Here is a 17,567-nt window from a genome sequence, read left to right as displayed (position 1 = left end):
GCACCATGGCGCCGCACCGCAAGCCGCGTCCGACCGGCCGGACGCGCGCGGGCATACGCACCCCCGCTCTCGCCACGGCCGCCCTCACCTCCGTGGCCCTGCTCTCCCAGACGGCCACGGCCGCGCCCTCCGACGACGACAGGCCGAGCCTGGAGGAAGTCGAGAAGAAGGTCGACGACCTCTACCGCCAGGCCGGGTCGGCGACCGAGAACTACAACGCGGCCAAGGAGAGGACGACCAAGCAGAAGAAGAAGGTCGACACCCTCCTCGACGACGTCGCCAAGCGCACGGAGAAGCTGAACGAGGCGCGGGAGGAACTGGGATCGTTCGCCGCGGCCCAGTACCGCAACGGCGCGTCCGCCCCGGACCAGGCCTCGCTGCTCCTCGCGGACAACCCGCAGGACTACTTCGACCAGAACCAGCTGATGGACCGGCTGACGGACCGCCAGAAGCAGGCCGTCGACGCGTACGTCACCGAGCAGGCCGACGCGGCGGAGCAGCGCCGGACGGCGAGCGACAGCCTCGAGAAGCTCACCGAGTCGCAGAACGCCCTCAAGACCAGCAAGGCCAAGGTCCAGGCGAAACTCGCCGAGGCCCGCGAACTGCTCTCCACCCTGACCGCCGAGGAGAAGGCCCGGCTCGCCGCGATCGAACAGCGCGAGCGGGAGGAGGCCGACCGCAAGGCGGAGGAACTCGCGCGCCGGCAGGCGGCACAGCAGGCGAGCCAGGAGGCCCCGAGCACCCAGGGGGCCCAGGAGGCCCAGGGCGGGACCGCCGCCGGCACGGAGACGTCCCCCGTCACCAGCGGGACCACCGCCCCCGTCGAGGACTCCACCTACGCCGCGAAGGCGACCAAGGTCCTGGCCTTCGCCCGCGCGCAGATCGGCAAGCCGTACGTGTGGGGCGCCACCGGCCCCGGCTCCTACGACTGCTCCGGCCTCACCCAGGCCGCCTGGAAGGCCGCCGGCGTCGACCTCCCGCGCACCACCTACGACCAGGTCGAGGCGGGCACCACCGTCCCCCTCGCCGACGCCAGGCCGGGCGACCTCGTCTTCTTCTACGACAACATCGGCCACGTCGGCATCTACATCGGCAACGGCATGATGATCCACGCTCCCAAGCCGGGTACGTACGTCCGCGAGGAGTCGGTCTTCTACGACGGCGAGTCCTCGATCCACAGCGTGGTGCGGCCCGCGTGACCGGGGCTCGCCCCCGGATGCCTCACCGCGTGGCTCGCCTCAGGTCCAGAGCACCGCGATGAAGACGTTGGCGGTGGTCAGCGCGCCCACCAGGGCGAAGAGCGGCTTCTCCACCCGCTCCTCGTCGCGCTTCACGTAGACCAGGCCGAGGATCACGATCAGCAGCGCGAGCTTGACGCCGATCTTGATGTTGTCGACGGGCTGGTCGTCGGCCTGGTTGAGGCCGACGAGGAGGGCGCCGGTGACGAGCATCGTGAGGGCGCCGTGCAGCATGGCGGGGACGAAGCGGGCGGCGCCCTGGCTCATCGCCTTCGTCTGGGTGAGGAAGCCACCCAGGAGGGAGGCGATGCCGATGATATGGAGGGCGACGAGGATGTGGATGAGTACGTCCATGCGCGGAGCCTAATGAGGTGCCCGAGACCCCTCGGGCACCGGGGCGGCCGGACCGGAACCCTCGACCGGCCCTCTCGACCGGCACCCTCGGACGCCCTTGCATATATGCGCTCCATAGCACCGAGACGCCCCCGCCCGGTCCGAAATCGCCGCATCGGTCATCGCACAGCGTGAAGTCGGCGGCGCCGAGCCCCGATCCCGGTCACATACGGTCACCTCACAGTCGGTGCGCGCCACTTCCGTACAACGCGTTACCGAGCCGTCACAGTCAGGTTTAGCGTCCTCCCTCAGGTGACCGGCTCCCCACCGCCGCCCGGGCCAGGGGCGGCAGTCGGCCACCACCGCCGAGAAAGGTCCGGCGGCGTCCCGCTCCCCCTGTGCGGGCCGCCGCCGGACGCGTAACCGCTACCCCCAGGCGGTCCGTACGGACAGACGATGTTCGTACTGCGGACGGCGGTCGTACGGAGAGGACGTGGACTCCACGTGGCAGCGCACCGCAAGCCCAGACAGCGCTCGCTCGGCGGCCATACGGCTCGTACCGCCGCGACGATCGCCCTCGCGGGCGCGGCGACCGCGACCGGCTTCGACGGCACCGGGCACGCCGACCCCCAGCTCACCCCGGAGCAGGTCAGGGCGAAGGTGGCCAAGCTGTACCAAGAGGCCGAGGTCGCCACCGAGAAGTACAACGGCGCGAAGGAGAAGGCCGACAAGGCTCAGGAGAACCTCGAGGAGCTGCGCGACCAGGCCGCCCGCCGCACCGAACGGCTCAACTCGGCCCGGGACGAGCTCGGTTCGCTGGCGGCGGCGCAGTACCGGGACGGCGGCATCTCGCCCACCTGGCAGCTCGCCCTCTCCGCCGATCCCGACCAGTACCTGGACGGCGCCGCCCTCGCCGAGCGCGTCGGCAGCCGGCACTCGGCGGACGTGGCGAGCGTACGGAAGCAACTGCTGGACATCGAACGCCTGCGCGGCGCCGCCCGCGTCGAACTGGGCACGCTCAAGACCCGGCAGACCGAACTGAAACGCCACAAGAAAACCGTCACCTCCAAGCTGACCGACGCCCGTCAGCTGCTCGGCCGACTCACCACCGAGGACCGCGCACGCTTCGACACCCGCAGCGGCGCCACGGGGCATGCCTCACGTTCCTCCACCACGGCCCAGCGCGGCCTCACCGGCCCGGTCTCCCCCGCATCCGCCACGGCCGAAGCCCCCAACTCCCGCGCCGCCGCGGCCATCTCCTACGCCTACTCCAAGATCGGCAGCCCGTACGTCTGGGGCGCCACCGGACCCAACGCCTTCGACTGCTCCGGCCTCACCCTGGCCGCCTACCGCGCCGCCGGTGTCTCCCTCCCCCGCACCACCTACTCCCAGATCAACGCCGGCCCCCGCGTCGCCCGCTCCGACCTCCGCCCCGGAGACCTCGTCTTCTTCTACTCCGGCATCAGCCACGTGGGCATCTACATCGGCAACGGCCAGATGATCCACGCCCCCAACCCCTCGGCCCCGGTACGCGTGGCGCCCCTGGACGAGATGCCGTACGCGGGGGCGACACGGGTGGCCTGAGCGGGGCCCTGAGCCGAGGGCCCTGAGCCGGGGGTCCGAGCCGCGTGCCTGAGCGGCGGGTGGGAAGCGGCTGGAGGGCCCCGCCGGGAGACACGGCGGGCGCGGCCGGACCCACCCCGGCCGCCCCCCATCGTCGCCACCAGCGGTCGCGCGACGGTACAGGGCCTGGCAGGGCCTCCGGGCCTCACACCAGGCGGCGTGCCGTCGCCCACCTCGTCAGCTCGTGGCGGTTGGAGAGCTGCAGCTTCCGCAGGACGGCGGAGACATGGGACTCGACCGTCTTCACCGAGATGTAGAGCTGCTTGGCGATCTCCTTGTACGCATAGCCACGGGCGATGAGCCGCAGCACCTCCCGCTCGCGCTGGGTGAGGCGGTCGAGGTCCTCGTCGACGGGCGGGGCGTCGGTGGAGGCGAAGGCGTCGAGCACGAAGCCGGCCAGCCGGGGGGAGAAGACCGCGTCGCCCTCCTGCACCCGGAAGATGGAGTCCACCAGGTCCGAGCCGGTGATCGTCTTGGTGACATAGCCGCGCGCGCCGCCCCGGATCACCCCGATCACGTCCTCCGCCGCGTCCGACACGGACAGGGCGAGGAAGCGTACGGGCTGCTCGGCGTCCGCCATCAACGACGAACAGCGGCGCAGGACTTCGACCCCACCGCCGCCGGGCAGGTGCACATCGAGGAGCACCACCTCGGGCCGCGTACTCGTGATCACCGAGACCGCCTGATCGACGTCGGGGGCTTCCCCGACCACCTCCACCCCCGTACGGTCCGTCTGCCCGATCTCGGCCTGAACTCCCGTACGGAACATGCGGTGGTCGTCCACCAGCACGACCCGCACGCGCCGCCCGGGGCCGGACGGTCCCGGTGCGCCGAGTGCGCCGGGCGCGGCGACACCGTCGAGCGTGGGGGGCTGGTCGGGCGTGTCCTGCCGGGCGGGCTCGCCGCGCAGGCCCTCTGCCGAACCCGTGCCCCGCGCGGCCGTACCTCCTGGTCCCCCGCTCGGCGTCGTGCCCGAACCGCCCTGTGTGCCAGTGTCGTTGGCCCCGTTCGCGTCACTCATGACGTCGTCTCCGCCCTCTCCATCTCCAGCTCGACCTCCGTGCCGCCGTCCGGTACGGCGCGGAGCCGTGCCGTGCCTCCGTTGCGCTCCATGCGGCCGATGATCGATTCTCTGACGCCCATGCGGTCGGCGGGTATCGCGTCGAGGTCGAATCCTGGGCCGCGGTCGCGGACGGACACGAATACCGTCCTTCCCTCGACCTCGGCGTAGACCTGCACGGCGCCGCCCTCGCCACCGTACTTGGCGGCGTTGACCATCGCCTCGCGCGCGGCCTGCATCTGTGCGGTCAGTCCCTCGTCGAGGGGGCAGTCGCCGACGACGACCACCTCTATGGGGACACCGTGCTTGTCCTCGACCTCGGCCGCGTTCCGCCGGACGGCCTCGGCGAGGGTGTCGGGCTCGTCGTCCTCGTCCTTCCCCGTGCCCTCGGGCTTGTACAGCCAGTTCCGCAGGTCGCGCTCCTGGGCGCGGGCGAGGCGACGGACCTCGTTCGGCTTGTCCGCGTTCCGCTGTATGAGCGTCAGTGTGTGCAGCACCGAGTCGTGGACGTGGGCCGCGACCTCCGCGCGCTCCTGGGCGCGAATGCGCATCAGGCGCTCCTCGGAGAGATCCTGGGTCATACGCACGAGGTACGGACCGGCCAGCAGGGCTATGCCCACGAGGACCGCGAGCGCCGCCTGGAGGACCGAGCCGAGGTGGGCGGCCGAGCCCTGGAGGACGAATATCCCGGAGACCCCCGCCGTGACCAGCAGGACACCGGCCACGGAGCGCAGCAGAGTGATCGTGCGTCGACGGCGGCCGACCTCGGCCCAGCGGGCCCGCCGCGCGTTGTCCGCCTGGCGCCAGACCAGGGCGACGCCGGCGGCGACGAGCACCGTCGGCCAGAGATACGCCCTGGCGCCTTCCCCCAGGTTCACATTGCCGACGAAGACCATGGCCACGACGACCATGAGGAGGAGAGCGACTATCTGGCCTCGGTCGGGCTTGCGAGCCACGAGTCTGCGGCGGCCGTCGGGGGAGGTCTCCGTGGCGATGGCCGGAGGCCGCTGGTTGTCGACTCCTCCCACACCGAGGGGGACGAAGAACCAGAACGCCGCGTAGACGAGGGCGCCGAGGCCGTCGGCCAGGAAGAGGCCGGCGAACACGAGCCGCACCCAGGTCACAGGCAGACCGAGATGTCCGGCGAGCCCTCGCGCCACGCCTCCGAGCCAGCGTCCGTCGCTGCTGCGGTAGAGCTTGCGCGGGGGCCGCGGAGTGTCGACTGGCGGTGCTGCGGCTTCCGGCATGCCATCGATGTTCACACGCACGGCCGAGCGGGGCATCAGGGTCGACCCCCGAGACGTCCCTGATCTTCGACGCGAGCGTGATCGAACACATCCCCCTGACGGATATCAGGGTTCGACCAGGGTCATCCCGAGTGCCATCGAACCGGCGCGGCGGTCACGATGGACGCATGACGGATCACCAGCACGCGGCAGCGGAGCCGGGCCCCGGCTCGGGTCCGGACGCCCTGCGGCCCAAGAGCGAGCCGCAGGACGCCGTGCCCCCACCGGGCACGGGGGCCAAGAAGCCGCGCGCGCACGAGGGCGCGGGCACGCGGGCGGGCACGCGGGCAGATCAATCGGACGCCACCGGCCCCGACGTTCCGGCCGGACCCCCCGGTCCCCTCAGTCCCCCCGGTCCCCCGCACAGATTCCGCCGCGACCGGCGGTACAAGATGCTGGGCGGTGTCTGCGCCGGGCTCGGACGCCAGTGCGACATGGATCCGGTGATCTTCCGCGTGGTGCTCGCGGTGCTCTCCCTCACCGGGGGCCTCGGCCTCCTCTTCTACGGCTTCGCCTGGCTGTTCGTGCCGTACGACGACGAGGAGGAGAACGAGCTGCGCAAGCTGCTGACCGGCCGGGTCGACGGCCAGGCCCTCACGGCCGTGCTCTTCGCGCTGGTCGGCTGCGGCGTCTTCCTCACCATGCTGGGCAACACCACCGTCCTGACCTTCTCCGTGGTCCTCTCCCTGCTCCTGGCCGGCGCGGGGTACTGGTCACAGCACCGCGGCGCCCCCGACCCCGATCCATTGGCCGCCCAGGCGGTGGCCGATGCCCCGCCGGAGGCCCAGGCACCACCGGTGGCCTCCGCCTACCCGTCCTGGTGGCGCGACCCCATAGTCAAGGACGGCACCCATGTCGGTGGGACGGGCTATCTGTGGGGCCCGTGGGAATCCCGCGACCGGGACATAGCCGCGGCGGTCAACATCGCCAGAGGCATCCGGCCCACCCGTCAGGACATACGCGTGGCGCGTCCGCCGAAGCCGCGGGGGCCGCGCTGGATCGGTGGCTGGATCTTCCTGCTCGCGCTGCTCGCCGGCGGCGCGGGTACCGGCACCACCTGGGCGGACCGCACCCTCGCCGCGAGCCTGCAGACCGGTCTGGCCTGCGCGCTGACCGTGTTCGGTCTGGGTATAGCCCTCAGCGCCTTCCTCGGCCGTACGGGAGCGGGGTCGATCTTCCTGGCCGTGGTCACTGCGGGACTCCTGGCGGGCACGGCGGCGCTTCCGTCGAACATCACCACCGACTGGGCCCGTACGAAGTGGACACCCCGGAACGCGGAGAGCGTGGCAGCCCGGTACGAGCTCGGCACCGGAGTGGGCACGCTGGATCTGTCCCGGGTGGACATACCGAAGGGAGAGTCGCTGAGCACCAGCGTGGAGGTGGGCGCGGGCAAGGTGAAGGTGGTGGTTCCACCGGACGTCACCGTGCGGCTCGACATCGAAGTGGGCCTGGGTGACATCCAGTTGCCGGGTGACGACAAGGAGGACGTGGACGTGGCACCGGACAAGAGCGACCGGCTGACGCTGCCCCCCGCGAAGGGCTCGGGCAGTGGAGGAACGCTCACCATCGACCTCGAAGTCGGTCTGGGACAGGCGGAGGTGGCCCGTGCTGCGGCATGAGTTCCGGCCCGGGAAGCTCGTCGCCGGCCTCTTCCTCACCGCCGCCGGTGTCGTGTACCTCGGCGACGCGGGAGGCGCCTGGAAGACCCCGTGGTTCGTGGTGATACCCCTGGTGGTCGGAGGGCTGTGTCTCGCGGGGGCAGTGGCTTCTCTGGACCACGAGATACGGGGACGGCGGCGCGCGGGACGGTCGGGAGCAACGGGGGTGATGGGGCCGGGGGGACCGGCTTGGCCGACGGGAGCGGCGGGGTCATCCGGGGCGGCGGGGTCATCCGGGGCGGCGGGCACGAGTGGGCATGGCTAGAGCCAGCAGGGACGGCTGAGCGCGGGCAGGCCGGGCCGGCAGTGGGTGGGCGCTGGTCGCCAGTGGATGAGCGCGGCAAAGGGTGGGTGAACGCGGCAGAGAGGAAGGCCGGTCCGACTGGGAGCGGGCGGGGAGTGGACGGGGAGAGGACCAAGGCTCCTCGGACTCACGCGGCCCGACCAGCCTTCACACCCCCCGGCGGAACAGTTCGGCCGGTGCGGGCGGAACCACAGCCCCGCTCTCCAGCCGACTCCGCCCGGCCTCAGCCGCACTCATCCGGGGCGGCGGGGCGTCGTAGGGCTCAAGGGCTCAGTGGTAGGCGTCGCCCGCTCGGTGCCTGCTGGGGCCGCCCCGGCGGCGGGAACGAATGGCGGCGTCCACCGACAGGACCGGGGCGCCGGCGAGGATCAGCGGGATCCAGGCCATGAGATAGGGGAGGTCACTGGCGTACTGCTGTTGTAGGGTCCTGCCCTGTGAAGCGAGTACGGGTCCTGATCGCCCTACGGATCAGCAACGAGACGGACGCCTCTACCTCCCTGGAGAGGCAGCTACTTGACTGCCGACAGCACATCGCAGAGAGGGCACACCTCGGGTGGGAGGAAGTCGGTGTAGCCAAGGATGCACACATCTCCGCCACCAAGTCTCACCCATTCGAGAGACCGGAACTCGGGGAATGGCTCAATAACAAAGCCCCTGAGTTTGATCTGATTCTCTTCTGGAAGATGGACCGCTTTGTTCGCAAGGTGGTCGACATGCAAGACATGATCAGGTGGGCATCTGAGCATGGCGGTAAGGCACTGGTCTCCGTAAAGGAACCCGTACTCGACATGGTGGGCCCTTTCCGCCACGTCATCATCGACCTGTTTGCGGCCATTGCCGAAATGGAAGCACAGAACATCAGCATGAGAGTCAAGAGCTTCCAGAAACACGCCAAGACAAAGAATGTCTGGGCCAAGGGAAACCCCCCATACGGATACGAGACGTACCGTGGGGAAGACGGGGCAATGTATCTCCAGGTTCGAGAGAACCAGAAGACAGTCATCCGCGAGCTGTATGAGCGGGTGATCGCCGGTGAACCTTATTCAGGGATCGCAGATGACCTCAACAAGAGAGGTGTCCTCTCTCCGGGCGCAGAGCGCATGTCCAATCGCAGGAAGGAATTGGGCGTGGAGCTGCCCACCTGGCGCCCACGTTCCATCACCCAGATTCTTCAATCCGAGACAATCCTCGGATGGAAGTGCGAAGAAGTGAAGGTTCCCGGTAAACAATACGGCCGGTCGCAGCCGATCCTTACGACTGAGGGAAAAATCAGGATGGCTGACCCGATCCTGACTGAAGGAGAGTGGGCCAAGCTACAAGAGGAAATGCAGAACCGCCCTAGCTCGGCAAGACGCACTACCAAGAATACGACTGCTTATCGAGGAGTGGTTCTCTGCGACGGTTGTGGCCGAAATCTGTATCTCTTCAATCCCGAGAGACAACAGGGCAAGCCGGTATATCGCTGCAACGCTGCGGCTAACCGCAAGTCGTGCGGAAAGGGGTACTCCTTCAGGGCCGAAATAGTTAAGGAACATGTCGAGAAAGTCGTGTTGACAGTTCTCGGTGACCGCCCATTGCATGAGCGGATCTACGTAAAGGGCTCCAACAATTCCAAGAGACTGCAAGAGATCGAGCAGCACGTAGCGAATCTCCAGCGCTCCATCAGGCCGGGAGGGAAGAACGCACACGGCTTCGCCAAGTCATCCACCGAGGCTGAGATTGCAGCCCTGGCCGAGGAACACGACTCTCTAGCCGCAGAGGGCGACATGCCGGACCGGTACGAGTACAGAGATACCGGTCGCACCTTCCGAGAGATGTGGTCTGGCAGCAGCGACGACGAGCGGACGCGACACCTCATTAAGGCTGGCGTTACGTTCCGGCTGAAGCCCCTAATTGCAGGCGTATCGAACACAGTAGACTTTGGAGCAGATATTCATCTCGGCGACATCACACAGCCGCTGACTATTCACTGAGAAGCGACTACCGAGAGGGCCCCGGTTTCGACCGGGGCCTTTCTCATGTCCGCACGCATTTAACGATCTCAGGATATGGACAGATTCAAACCAAAGGGCCTCTTGTCCGGACGCCCCAAGGGCACGTGATTGTGGTCACATCCTCGAAATGGCCTCGTTTTCGGCCCTGGCTGGCCCACGGGAACCCGTACAGGATTGAAGACCATATGACGTCCCGATCGGCGTAATGCGGATGTCCGGACCCCTCCCCCTCCCCCTCCCCCTGGGCGCCCATACACACAAGAGCCGCGAGAAATCCGCAAACAACCTTCTGTGCTCGACGAACGAAAGAACCGAGCAAGTGATAACGCCGCTGAAAGCTTCTCTGCGCCTTGATCTCGGTTCACTCGACTAAAGGCACTTGCCTTGATCGTTCGGCTGTTACGTGATGACCCTTCAACGTTGGAGACCTGAGTGAAGCTGCCACGCACGTAGGCCGGTGGCGGAGCGACTTGGAGTCCTCAGGAGAGGCCAGGAGAGCAGGACTGGCACCTCGGTACCGGGGAGGTCTTGAGGGGACGGCAGGAGGGGACACAGGGGACCGGGAGTCTTGCCGACAAGCCACTACCCAAGACATGCCAAAGGGGCCGACTCGAAGAGCCGACCCCCAGGCGTCTTACTGAGCACCCATTCGGACTATTCGATTGTTATTGAAGGGAGGGCCCCTCCCCCTACCCCGCAGGCACCTCCCGCGCTCGCAGTTGAGCGAATTAGCTTTCCTCGCGGAGACTCGCTCGACGCAGATGATCCTCGTATTGGTGCGGACTCAGTTTGGCGCGCAACCAATCGTCATATTTTCGATCACGCTCTGCCTTCAGTCCCCTGCAGTCGAGAGAATCGTCGTGTGCGCACTCGCCGTCCACCAAGATATCAAGCAGGGTCTCGTTTCCTTCATTGTCAACTTCGACCACTCTGACTTTTATCGATTCTCTAGCGCGCATAGAACTTCCTTTCTCGGCCTGCTTCTGCGTGGTTACGATTTCTCTCTCCGTCATATCTGAATCGAGGACTAGAGGTCCAGTTGGGCGCCCGCCCAGGCTATTAGATTGCGATTGAGGGGAGGACCCTCCCCCTTCTCCTTGTTCAAGGAATCCCAACTTCCTGGCTTCGGTCAAGTGATTCCCGATGACGCCAGGGTCGTAATGAAGGAAAAAGGACATCCTTTCAACTGGTTCCGATGTCTCAGTCTTACTCATCGCCCTGTAAGCAGCGGCTAGGGCCTTCAGGTAATCGTTATCTACTGAGCTCTCTTGATAACTCTGACACTTCCACACTTCATGTATTGCATCCAAGGCCGTGCTGATGGCTGATTTATTCGTTGGCGGGTTCGGATGAGCGAGCTTCAGGTCCCGGAGCACAGCGCTAGTGATGCCGAACCCGGGGACTCCTGGATTTTCCGTCGTAAGGTGCAGCTCTGAAGGGTATGCAGATGTATCTGTCCAGACGGCGCGCACTGTCAAGTGGTCGATCTGATGGATTGTCTCCGTGGTCTCCATGCCGTCGACTGTACTCCGTGACGTGGTGCGTGCGGCCCTCGCATTCCTAAAATCCGCTCCACCACTTACTTAGTTAGTTAGGCCCAGTCACCTAAATAAGTCTGAGACCCAGATCACACGCCAGACCTGTAACGCTTGAGCCGATCAGAACGATGTACCTAGTGATGGGCCGATTGGCCGTCCAACTTCTACCCGCTAGGAATGGAAACCCGACAACGCTTTAGCCTGCCCTGAAAACGGGTAACCAGCTTAGCCACAACTAAATGCACATATCCCACATCCAGGGGTCTGGCTTTGAGCCGGGCCCCTTTCTTTATGCCCAGAAGGAGCCGCCCATGACGACCGGTATAGCCAAGTGCAACAGTCCGTTCTGTCCCTGTGCCAATCCCGTGATCTATACGCCTTGCCCCGAGAGGCCACGGGAGACCTTCCCTACGCTTGAGACTGCCCTTCCGGAGGAATCCCGTACCGGTCCGGTGGAAGTCCAGGAGGCGGCGGATGAGGGCTTCCTCGCCACCTCTGCGGCTGAGATCGAAGAGCACAGCCGGAAGTTGCGTAAGCGAGGATTCCCATTCGCGGCAGAGCACACCCCACCTACCGGGCAAGCCGCCCTTTGGTACGAGGAAGTGATGCAGTACGTGCCCCGTAGCGGAAGGGACGTTGCAAGGCAGATAGCCCGACTGTCAGGAGACGACTCCCAGGTAACTATCCCGTGGCGCTCACTGGCGGATGCGGTAGGGAAGCGCAACCGGGCAGGGAACCTTCGCTCGTACACAGATCGCGGAGCACAGGTACTCATCGAAGCAGGGTGGCTCCGGAAGGAGGTCACCGGCCAGAAGCGAGGAGCCAAGACAACGTTCTATCTCCAGGTCGGCGACCTTGCCGACTGGACGCACCTGGACAGTGCTGGGGACTACTCAGAGGACGACTGACTTATGGCCCTAGTAAGAGCCACCGGAGCACATGTAGACTTATGGCCCTAGTAGAGGCGCCTCCCCGGCGCCGACTAAGAGTGATCCATCTGAGGATCACGACGATAAAGAGATTCTTGATAGGCCCCTGGGTATCAAGCACCAGGGGCTTAGCCATGTAGCCGCGATTTGGCGGCTAAGAAGAAGATGTTCATCTACCTCAGATGTAAGGGAACCTTCAGGTTCCCGTTAAGGAGCCGCTTTAAGGGCAGCGGCTAAGTAGATTCATAGACCCAGATGGGACGTAAGCCATCTGGGGAAGTAAAAAACGACCCGACGGGATCGGGTCGTAGTCGCATCTGAGTCCAGATGCTCAGTCCTCCTCCGTCGGTACTAGCCAGGAGCTAACTCCTGTCTGTCCTCCGGAGTCTCTTCTATCGCCAGACGGATTAAGTCTGACTCCATAGAAGGTGGCCGATGAACGGCCATTTAATATGGACAGCATCACTCAGAACAACTTCACTTCATGAGAACACCTACGCCTACTGCGATGCACTCCGGCGCTAAACGGTGTCCTCATTCCGTTCAGGTGTGATGCTGACTCCGAGACCTCACTCAATCCACCGATGACCAGTCGGCAACAACCACCCCCGTAGCTATGCGAGGGGGATGGTCGTCTTGACTTGGTCACGGCGTCTTGAATGTGGACGGCGATTGGCAGCCCCTCAGAGGGTGGAAAGAGCGTTGACCTCTCTCAAGTTCTTCTGATCTTCTTCCTTTCCGTAACAAGGTTCGTGTGGCTCCGCCGTTGTTCATGGTGGGAAAGGCCCCTGGCTTTCGAGTCGGGGGCCTTTTCTTTTGAGCCTCAGAGCTTTGGCAAAGCCTTCTATGAAGGGCAGGCATCCAGTGAAGACGTGTTCAAAGTGCAGGCTCGACCTGCCACTGACTGAGTTCAATAAGAGCCCGAACCATTCTGAAGGACGGCAGCCGTACTGCCGTGAATGCCAGAGGGCGTACTACCGGGCTTGGTCGTCCAAGCACCAGCGGATGACGTTCCCCCGGCAAGCCGCATAACCGAGACAGGAGCAAGAGCCATGAATGAACAGTGTGAGACCGAAGAGACAGACCAGCCCTACCGAGGTAAGGCGATGAATTCGTACGCCGACATGATCCACCGGCATCCGCAGTTGCGAGAGGGAGGGTACGGAGATGACGAGTAACCCGACCCCCCGACTACTGGACCCGAAAGGGGCACGAGCAGTCTTCTACCGAGATCCAGGACTGGCGAAGAGCACCGACCGAATCCCGGTCAAGCTAACTCGCTCGGCTCCTGTCCTTAACCATGTAATCCCTGCATCCCCCGGAGCTAACAACGGGATGCCGGTGGGGTTCGCCCTTGTCGCCTCTCCAGACGGCTCAGTACGCGTCTACAGCGGTCCCGTGGGGGAATACCTCGGACTCGTCGAGAAAGGGTTCCGTGGCTGGCTTCAGCGATACCGACTAGAGAGGCAATCGCGTAAGCGTGCCCAATCTGAGCGAGCAGAACTGAGCAAGAACGAAAAGGCCGCTGAGATAGCGGCATCTATCCTTGAGGAGAATTCATGATCTACAACAACGGTGAAATGCTCGACAGCTTCCTTCCCAAGCCTCTCGATGGGGTGCCCGATCTCAGCTATGGGGCCCAGTCCGTATCGCAAGCGGATCTCATAAACGAAAGGCATCGCCTTGAGGCAGAACTGCGAGCGATCAAGGACCCGACTTTCCGTGAGCCGTTCGAGGCTCCCACACTCCCGTTGGGCTATGTCAGTCACGAGACAGACTCCGAGGGTGTAAAGGTTCTGGGCCAGGAGCTGGATAAACGACTGAGCTTTGTGCAGAAGAGTCTCAGTGACCATGAGGCCGAACTGATCGCATTTCAGGCGGCTGTCGATAAGCGATCTCAGGATGAAGCGGAGTATCAGGCTGGTCTCACGCGAGCCGTGGAGGCCGGAGCGGATATACCCGAACCGGTAGACCACGAGGATTTGGCGCCGCTTCACAAGCTGCTGACCAAACTAGAAAACGGCATCACTGTCGGTGCCAAGGTTGCACATGATTCCCGGATCAAGCTGGATGAAGCGTACGAGGAGCTTTTTGCCAGCGAGGAATATCGCAAGTGGGCAGACCGTGAGATCAGCAAGCGTACCCAGGATGCCGCTAAGGCCCTTGAGTTGCTTCGTACTGCTCTCGGCGCCCGTGAGTCCGTACTGAGTAATCTGCCGAACGCTTATGCAGACCGTGACGGAGTTCCCTTTGTCGAGCCGGTGAAGCTTGGTCGAGGCGGCATGGACCCGTATTCGAGTGACCAGAAGTCTGTGTCCCTGAGTGAGGCGCTGAGTAAGGTTGAATCGGTCACCATTCCGGGTGACGGTATTCAGAAGTGGAAGCTTGACCAGCTCGACGAGGATGAGAAGCAGGATTACGCGGAGCGGGCTGCACGAGCCAAGGTGAATGCCAGTGAGTGAGAGCAGCGCCATGGATGAGGCGCGAGATTGGGTCCGAAGGCAACGGGCGCAGGAGCGAGGAATGAAACTCCCGGCCTCGGATAGGGAGCCGATATTCGAGGACAACGGATTGGGGCGAGGAGGAATGGACCCGTCTGGATCCGAGAGCGTTCTCGACGAGGCGATCGCGAGAGACCTCAACACCCCGGTTAAGTTCCGGTTTGATTGGTAATCCGAAGAGCCCCCGGCATGACCGAGGGCTCTATTTCCAGGGCTAGGCGCCTTGTGTTGCTCGCCGTCGCGTCCAGCCCCGGAATCTCACCAGCGGATCGGTTGGGCATCTCCACCGACACAGACAGGGCAGGGTCTCTTTCCCGTCCAGTTGCAGACCTCGCACCCATCGAATCCACAGCACTCGTCACACCAAATGTCACGGCGCCCAACGCATATCCCGCAATAGGAACTCTGGGACCCTAGTTCGCTGTTCTGGCAGGAAGCCGCTACTCGGGGCACTTGTCGTAATGGCGGTAGGGGCCAAGGGCCGGGGCGCCTGACACCCTCTCGATGGTGACCCGCCATACGCGGTCGAGACTCTTGAATTCCTGTCTGCAACCGATGCACGTTTCACCCTTGGGCGCGTAGGTGACGTAATCGCCCTGCCGTGCATCCGTCGGCGTCGTCTTGGTATCGCTCGCCATAGTCTCGACCTCCCGGCTCCTGAGACTCAATGGTCCCTCGAAGCCGGGGTAACCAGGCTCAATATTCGCGTTGTCGGGTATGAATCATGGCCCACTCGGACAACAGTTCCCGGCAGGCGTCGCCAAACACGGCGTATGACTCGTACCTATCAAAGTCTTCTCGGTATGCAGTCACGTCTCTGTGGTCCCTGAGGATCAGTGCCCCGGTTCCCGTCTCGACGGTGGCTAGTCTCCGGTCGTAGAGGGTGAATGTGCTGAGCGGCATCTCTGGAATGTGACCACTCAGAGGGATCACACCTAGCCGCACGTTAGGAATGCGGGAGACGGACGCTAGCCAATCGAGCTGCATAGCCATGGCAAGGGGCGGCAGGAACGGCCACCTTACGGCTTGCTCTGTGAGGATGAACGTAAACGACTTGGAGGAGTCATGCAGGATGCTTTGCCGTTCCAGCTTCTTTGCCACAGTCTTCGACTGGTCTCCGGGAACGTCCGCGAGACTCGCACGCACATATTCAGGTGTAGCCAGTAGGCCGGTAATCGCTGACAGCAGGAAATATCGGAACTCAGTCGAGGAGGCTTCGAGCCTGGCTAGCTCGTTCTGTTTCTTGTCCAAGCCTCTACGACGGGAAGACCAGTGATCCTGCCACTCGGTATTCGCAGTACGAGCGAGTGACAGAAGCTCTTCGGCTTCTGCTCCCTCGGACCCGAGGGCATCCAATATCAGCTCAACGTCGACTAGGGCGGGGGTTAGCTTTCCGCTCTCGATATTGCTGATTTTGGTTTGAGACATGGTGCAGCGGCGAGCGAGCCAGGTTTGCGTTTTCCCGGCTCGCTTCCGCAGTGTGCGCATTGCTTCGGCTAGGTCCGATCTGGACTGACCTAGCCTTTCTGGCTCAAACGTCAAGGCCCTTCACGTACTCCTCGAAGGGCACCGACTCAGCTACGGCGATTCGCTGGTATTCGATGAACGGAGTCACGTCACCCTCGAATACTTCGCGGCTGATCTGCCGTCCGTCCGGGTGATAGTTCATGAGCACCACTTCGGCCCGGTCGAACATCCAGAAATCTTGAACCCCTTCGAGGGGGTTTTCCCGGTCGGTCACGTCAAGGATTCGGATCTGTTCACCGGCCAGCGCGTGGGGCGCGTAGTACTGGTGGAACTCAAACCGCAGGTACTCGGCAAGGGGGCGAGTTACAACGTGCACACGGCCCTGTGAGCGCCCCTCGGTGGCCTGTCGGCGTAGCCGGTCGGTGTACTCGTTCGAGACCGCCAGAGGGTCGATACGGGCGCCTGCCTTGAACGCTTCCAACTCCTCGGCCTCTTGGGGCATGAGGTACTGCGGCAGGGTCTCCAGTCGCCACGCTTCCCGCGTGAAGCCCTCGAATCGTGCTGCCCACTGCTCACCAGCCAAGAGCACGGAAAGCCTCCCTCAGCGTCTCCTCAGGGATCTCGACCAGTCCCTCACCGATAGGCGCCGTGAAGGCGTCCGACACGTCCCCCTGGACGACGAACGAGCCTGAGGCGGTGCGGTAGACGTTCGGGCAATCGTCCTTGCCACACGTGCCGTTGCCGTTCCCGGTCAGTCGCTGTAGCTCCTCGCGTGCCACTGAACTCCCCTTCGGCTGGCCCCCGTTGGGGCGTCTGCCACGACGGTACGAGGGGCCCGTGAGCTGCGTCTATGCGACCGGCCGGATATTCGCGTCATCGGGTATCTCTGTGTCTGACGGTGAGACGGCGGCCAACCGCAGTCAGTGCCCCCTACGCCGCCTGATCAGGGCATCTACCGACCAGAACGGCGCTCCGGCCAACACGAGCGGCACCCAGCAAAACAGGTACGGGAGGTCGTTGCCGTAGTAGTACGGAGATGCCGACCAGCTGACCGTGAGCCAGAGGCTGAGGGAGATCAGAGCTCCGCCGAAGGCCGCGAGGCGAGCGAGGAGGCCGAGGAGGGTGCCGATGCCGACGGCGAGTTCGCCGATCGCGATGGCGTAGCCGAAGCCGACGGGGTTGTTCAGGGCCATGTCGATCATGGCTGGGATGGCGGAGGAGTCGCGGGCGGCGCTCATCATGTCGCCGATGGAGCCGGAGCCGGAGTCCGCCATGAAGGCGCTGTCGGTGAGTTTGTCCAGGCCGGCGTAGATGAAGGTGACGGCGAGGAAGACCCGTAGGGGCAGGAGGGCGTAGCGGGTGGCGGTGTCGCGCCAGTCGGGGCCACCGTCGAAATAGGGGGTGTGGGAGTCCGAGCGAATGCCGTGAGTCATGGTCTGCGCCGCCTCTTGTCCGCCGTGCCGTTGACCCCTCAACAGACGATACGTTCAGAGGGGTGGGGGTGCTCAATGGTTCGGGCGCGTTTTCCGGGTCGGAGAACGTTGGGGGGAGGGCAGGGAGGTGTGCGCCCGGGAGGCTTTCCCGCTACCGCCGACGGCCCTGTTTGTCCGGCCCACCGGCCCACCGGCCAAGGGGC

The 17,567-nt window shown here is 64.5% G+C and carries 15 protein-coding genes; 7 read left to right on the top strand and 8 right to left on the bottom strand.

The annotated features are described in order from the left end of the window. Positions 1–5: 5 nt before the first annotated feature. Complete coding sequence (locus GWK25_RS04655) at positions 6–1,199, top strand: C40 family peptidase (RefSeq protein ID WP_215448606.1); 1,194 nt, start codon at positions 6–8, stop codon at positions 1,197–1,199. A 39-nt stretch (positions 1,200–1,238) separates the two neighbouring features. Here GWK25_RS04655 and GWK25_RS04650 read toward each other — a convergent pair whose 3' ends face one another. Continuing rightward, entirely contained in the window at positions 1,239–1,592 is a 354-nt protein-coding gene (locus GWK25_RS04650; RefSeq protein ID WP_215448605.1) for a hypothetical protein, read from the bottom strand. 483 nt (positions 1,593–2,075) lie between these two features. Between GWK25_RS04650 and GWK25_RS04645 the strand changes: the two genes are divergently transcribed. After that, positions 2,076–3,155 carry a C40 family peptidase gene (locus GWK25_RS04645; protein WP_215448604.1) on the top strand — a complete coding sequence of 360 codons (1,080 nt, stop codon included), beginning with the start codon at positions 2,076–2,078 and terminating at the stop codon, positions 3,153–3,155. A gap of 184 nt (positions 3,156–3,339) precedes the next feature. Here GWK25_RS04645 and GWK25_RS04640 read toward each other — a convergent pair whose 3' ends face one another. Further along, complete coding sequence (locus GWK25_RS04640) at positions 3,340–4,215, bottom strand: response regulator transcription factor (protein WP_215448603.1); 876 nt, start codon at positions 4,213–4,215, stop codon at positions 3,340–3,342. Continuing rightward, complete coding sequence (locus GWK25_RS04635) at positions 4,212–5,501, bottom strand: ATP-binding protein (RefSeq protein ID WP_251828708.1); 1,290 nt, start codon at positions 5,499–5,501, stop codon at positions 4,212–4,214. The genes GWK25_RS04640 and GWK25_RS04635 overlap by 4 nt, the downstream gene beginning before the upstream one ends. 167 nt (positions 5,502–5,668) lie before the next feature. Here GWK25_RS04635 and GWK25_RS04630 point away from each other — a divergent pair, with 167 nt between their 5' ends. The 3 genes from GWK25_RS04630 (at position 5,669) to GWK25_RS04625 (ending at position 9,475) form a co-directional block, all read left to right on the top strand. Next, a complete protein-coding gene (locus GWK25_RS04630; RefSeq protein WP_215448601.1) occupies positions 5,669–7,159 on the top strand; it encodes a PspC domain-containing protein in 1,491 nt (496 codons plus the stop codon). After that, entirely contained in the window at positions 7,146–7,463 is a 318-nt protein-coding gene (locus GWK25_RS43215; protein WP_308404171.1) for a hypothetical protein, read from the top strand. Before GWK25_RS04630 ends, GWK25_RS43215 begins: the two co-directional genes overlap by 14 nt. Before the next feature lie 473 nt (positions 7,464–7,936). Next, positions 7,937–9,475 (top strand): recombinase family protein, encoded by a 1,539-nt coding sequence (locus tag GWK25_RS04625; protein WP_215448600.1) that lies wholly within the window; start codon positions 7,937–7,939, stop codon positions 9,473–9,475. Positions 9,476–10,224: 749 nt separating this feature from the next. Here GWK25_RS04625 and GWK25_RS04620 read toward each other — a convergent pair. Then, positions 10,225–11,010, bottom strand: a complete 786-nt coding sequence (locus GWK25_RS04620; RefSeq protein ID WP_215448599.1) for a hypothetical protein — start codon at positions 11,008–11,010, stop codon at positions 10,225–10,227. A gap of 335 nt (positions 11,011–11,345) precedes the next feature. Here GWK25_RS04620 and GWK25_RS04615 point away from each other — a divergent pair, with 335 nt between their 5' ends. Together GWK25_RS04615 and GWK25_RS04610 are read left to right on the top strand one after the other, a co-directional pair. After that, complete coding sequence (locus GWK25_RS04615) at positions 11,346–11,942, top strand: hypothetical protein (RefSeq protein WP_215448598.1); 597 nt, start codon at positions 11,346–11,348, stop codon at positions 11,940–11,942. Positions 11,943–13,522: 1,580 nt separating this feature from the next. Beyond that, entirely contained in the window at positions 13,523–14,425 is a 903-nt protein-coding gene (locus GWK25_RS04610; protein WP_215448597.1) for a hypothetical protein, read from the top strand. A 735-nt stretch (positions 14,426–15,160) separates the two neighbouring features. Here GWK25_RS04610 and GWK25_RS04605 read toward each other — a convergent pair. From GWK25_RS04605 to GWK25_RS04590, 4 genes are all read right to left on the bottom strand, one after another. Further along, positions 15,161–16,006, bottom strand: coding sequence for a helix-turn-helix transcriptional regulator (locus GWK25_RS04605; RefSeq protein WP_215448596.1), 846 nt, complete (start codon positions 16,004–16,006; stop codon positions 15,161–15,163). Then, positions 15,996–16,520 (bottom strand): DUF6879 family protein, encoded by a 525-nt coding sequence (locus tag GWK25_RS04600; RefSeq protein WP_215448595.1) that lies wholly within the window; start codon positions 16,518–16,520, stop codon positions 15,996–15,998. The genes GWK25_RS04605 and GWK25_RS04600 overlap by 11 nt, the downstream gene beginning before the upstream one ends. Then, on the bottom strand, positions 16,504–16,710 hold the full coding sequence (locus tag GWK25_RS04595) for a hypothetical protein (protein ID WP_215448594.1): 207 nt from the start codon (positions 16,708–16,710) through the stop codon (positions 16,504–16,506). The genes GWK25_RS04600 and GWK25_RS04595 overlap by 17 nt, the downstream gene beginning before the upstream one ends. Positions 16,711–16,851: 141 nt before the next feature. After that, a complete protein-coding gene (locus GWK25_RS04590) occupies positions 16,852–17,364 on the bottom strand; it encodes a DoxX family protein (RefSeq protein ID WP_215448593.1) in 513 nt (170 codons plus the stop codon). Positions 17,365–17,567 lie beyond the last annotated feature (203 nt).

Source organism: Streptomyces sp. ATCC 21386 (genome assembly GCF_018728545.1).
In the GTDB taxonomy this organism is placed as follows: domain Bacteria; phylum Actinomycetota; class Actinomycetes; order Streptomycetales; family Streptomycetaceae; genus Streptomyces.
This window is presented reverse-complemented; position numbering and strand designations above follow the sequence as displayed.

Bases quoted from the DNA above. Each gene is read 5' to 3' on its own strand.
- GWK25_RS04615 (WP_215448598.1), top strand. From the start codon at position 11,346: ATGACGACCGGTATAGCCAAGTGCAACAGTCCGTTCTGTCCCTGTGCC.
- GWK25_RS04640 (WP_215448603.1), bottom strand. From the start codon at position 4,215: ATGAGTGACGCGAACGGGGCCAACGACACTGGCACACAGGGCGGTTCG.
- GWK25_RS04655 (WP_215448606.1), top strand. From the start codon at position 6: ATGGCGCCGCACCGCAAGCCGCGTCCGACCGGCCGGACGCGCGCGGGC.
- GWK25_RS04635 (WP_251828708.1), bottom strand. From the start codon at position 5,501: ATGCCGGAAGCCGCAGCACCGCCAGTCGACACTCCGCGGCCCCCGCGC.
- GWK25_RS04610 (WP_215448597.1), top strand. From the start codon at position 13,523: ATGATCTACAACAACGGTGAAATGCTCGACAGCTTCCTTCCCAAGCCT.
- GWK25_RS04650 (WP_215448605.1), bottom strand. From the start codon at position 1,592: ATGGACGTACTCATCCACATCCTCGTCGCCCTCCATATCATCGGCATC.
- GWK25_RS04620 (WP_215448599.1), bottom strand. From the start codon at position 11,010: ATGGAGACCACGGAGACAATCCATCAGATCGACCACTTGACAGTGCGC.
- GWK25_RS04590 (WP_215448593.1), bottom strand. From the start codon at position 17,364: ATGACTCACGGCATTCGCTCGGACTCCCACACCCCCTATTTCGACGGT.
- GWK25_RS04630 (WP_215448601.1), top strand. From the start codon at position 5,669: ATGACGGATCACCAGCACGCGGCAGCGGAGCCGGGCCCCGGCTCGGGT.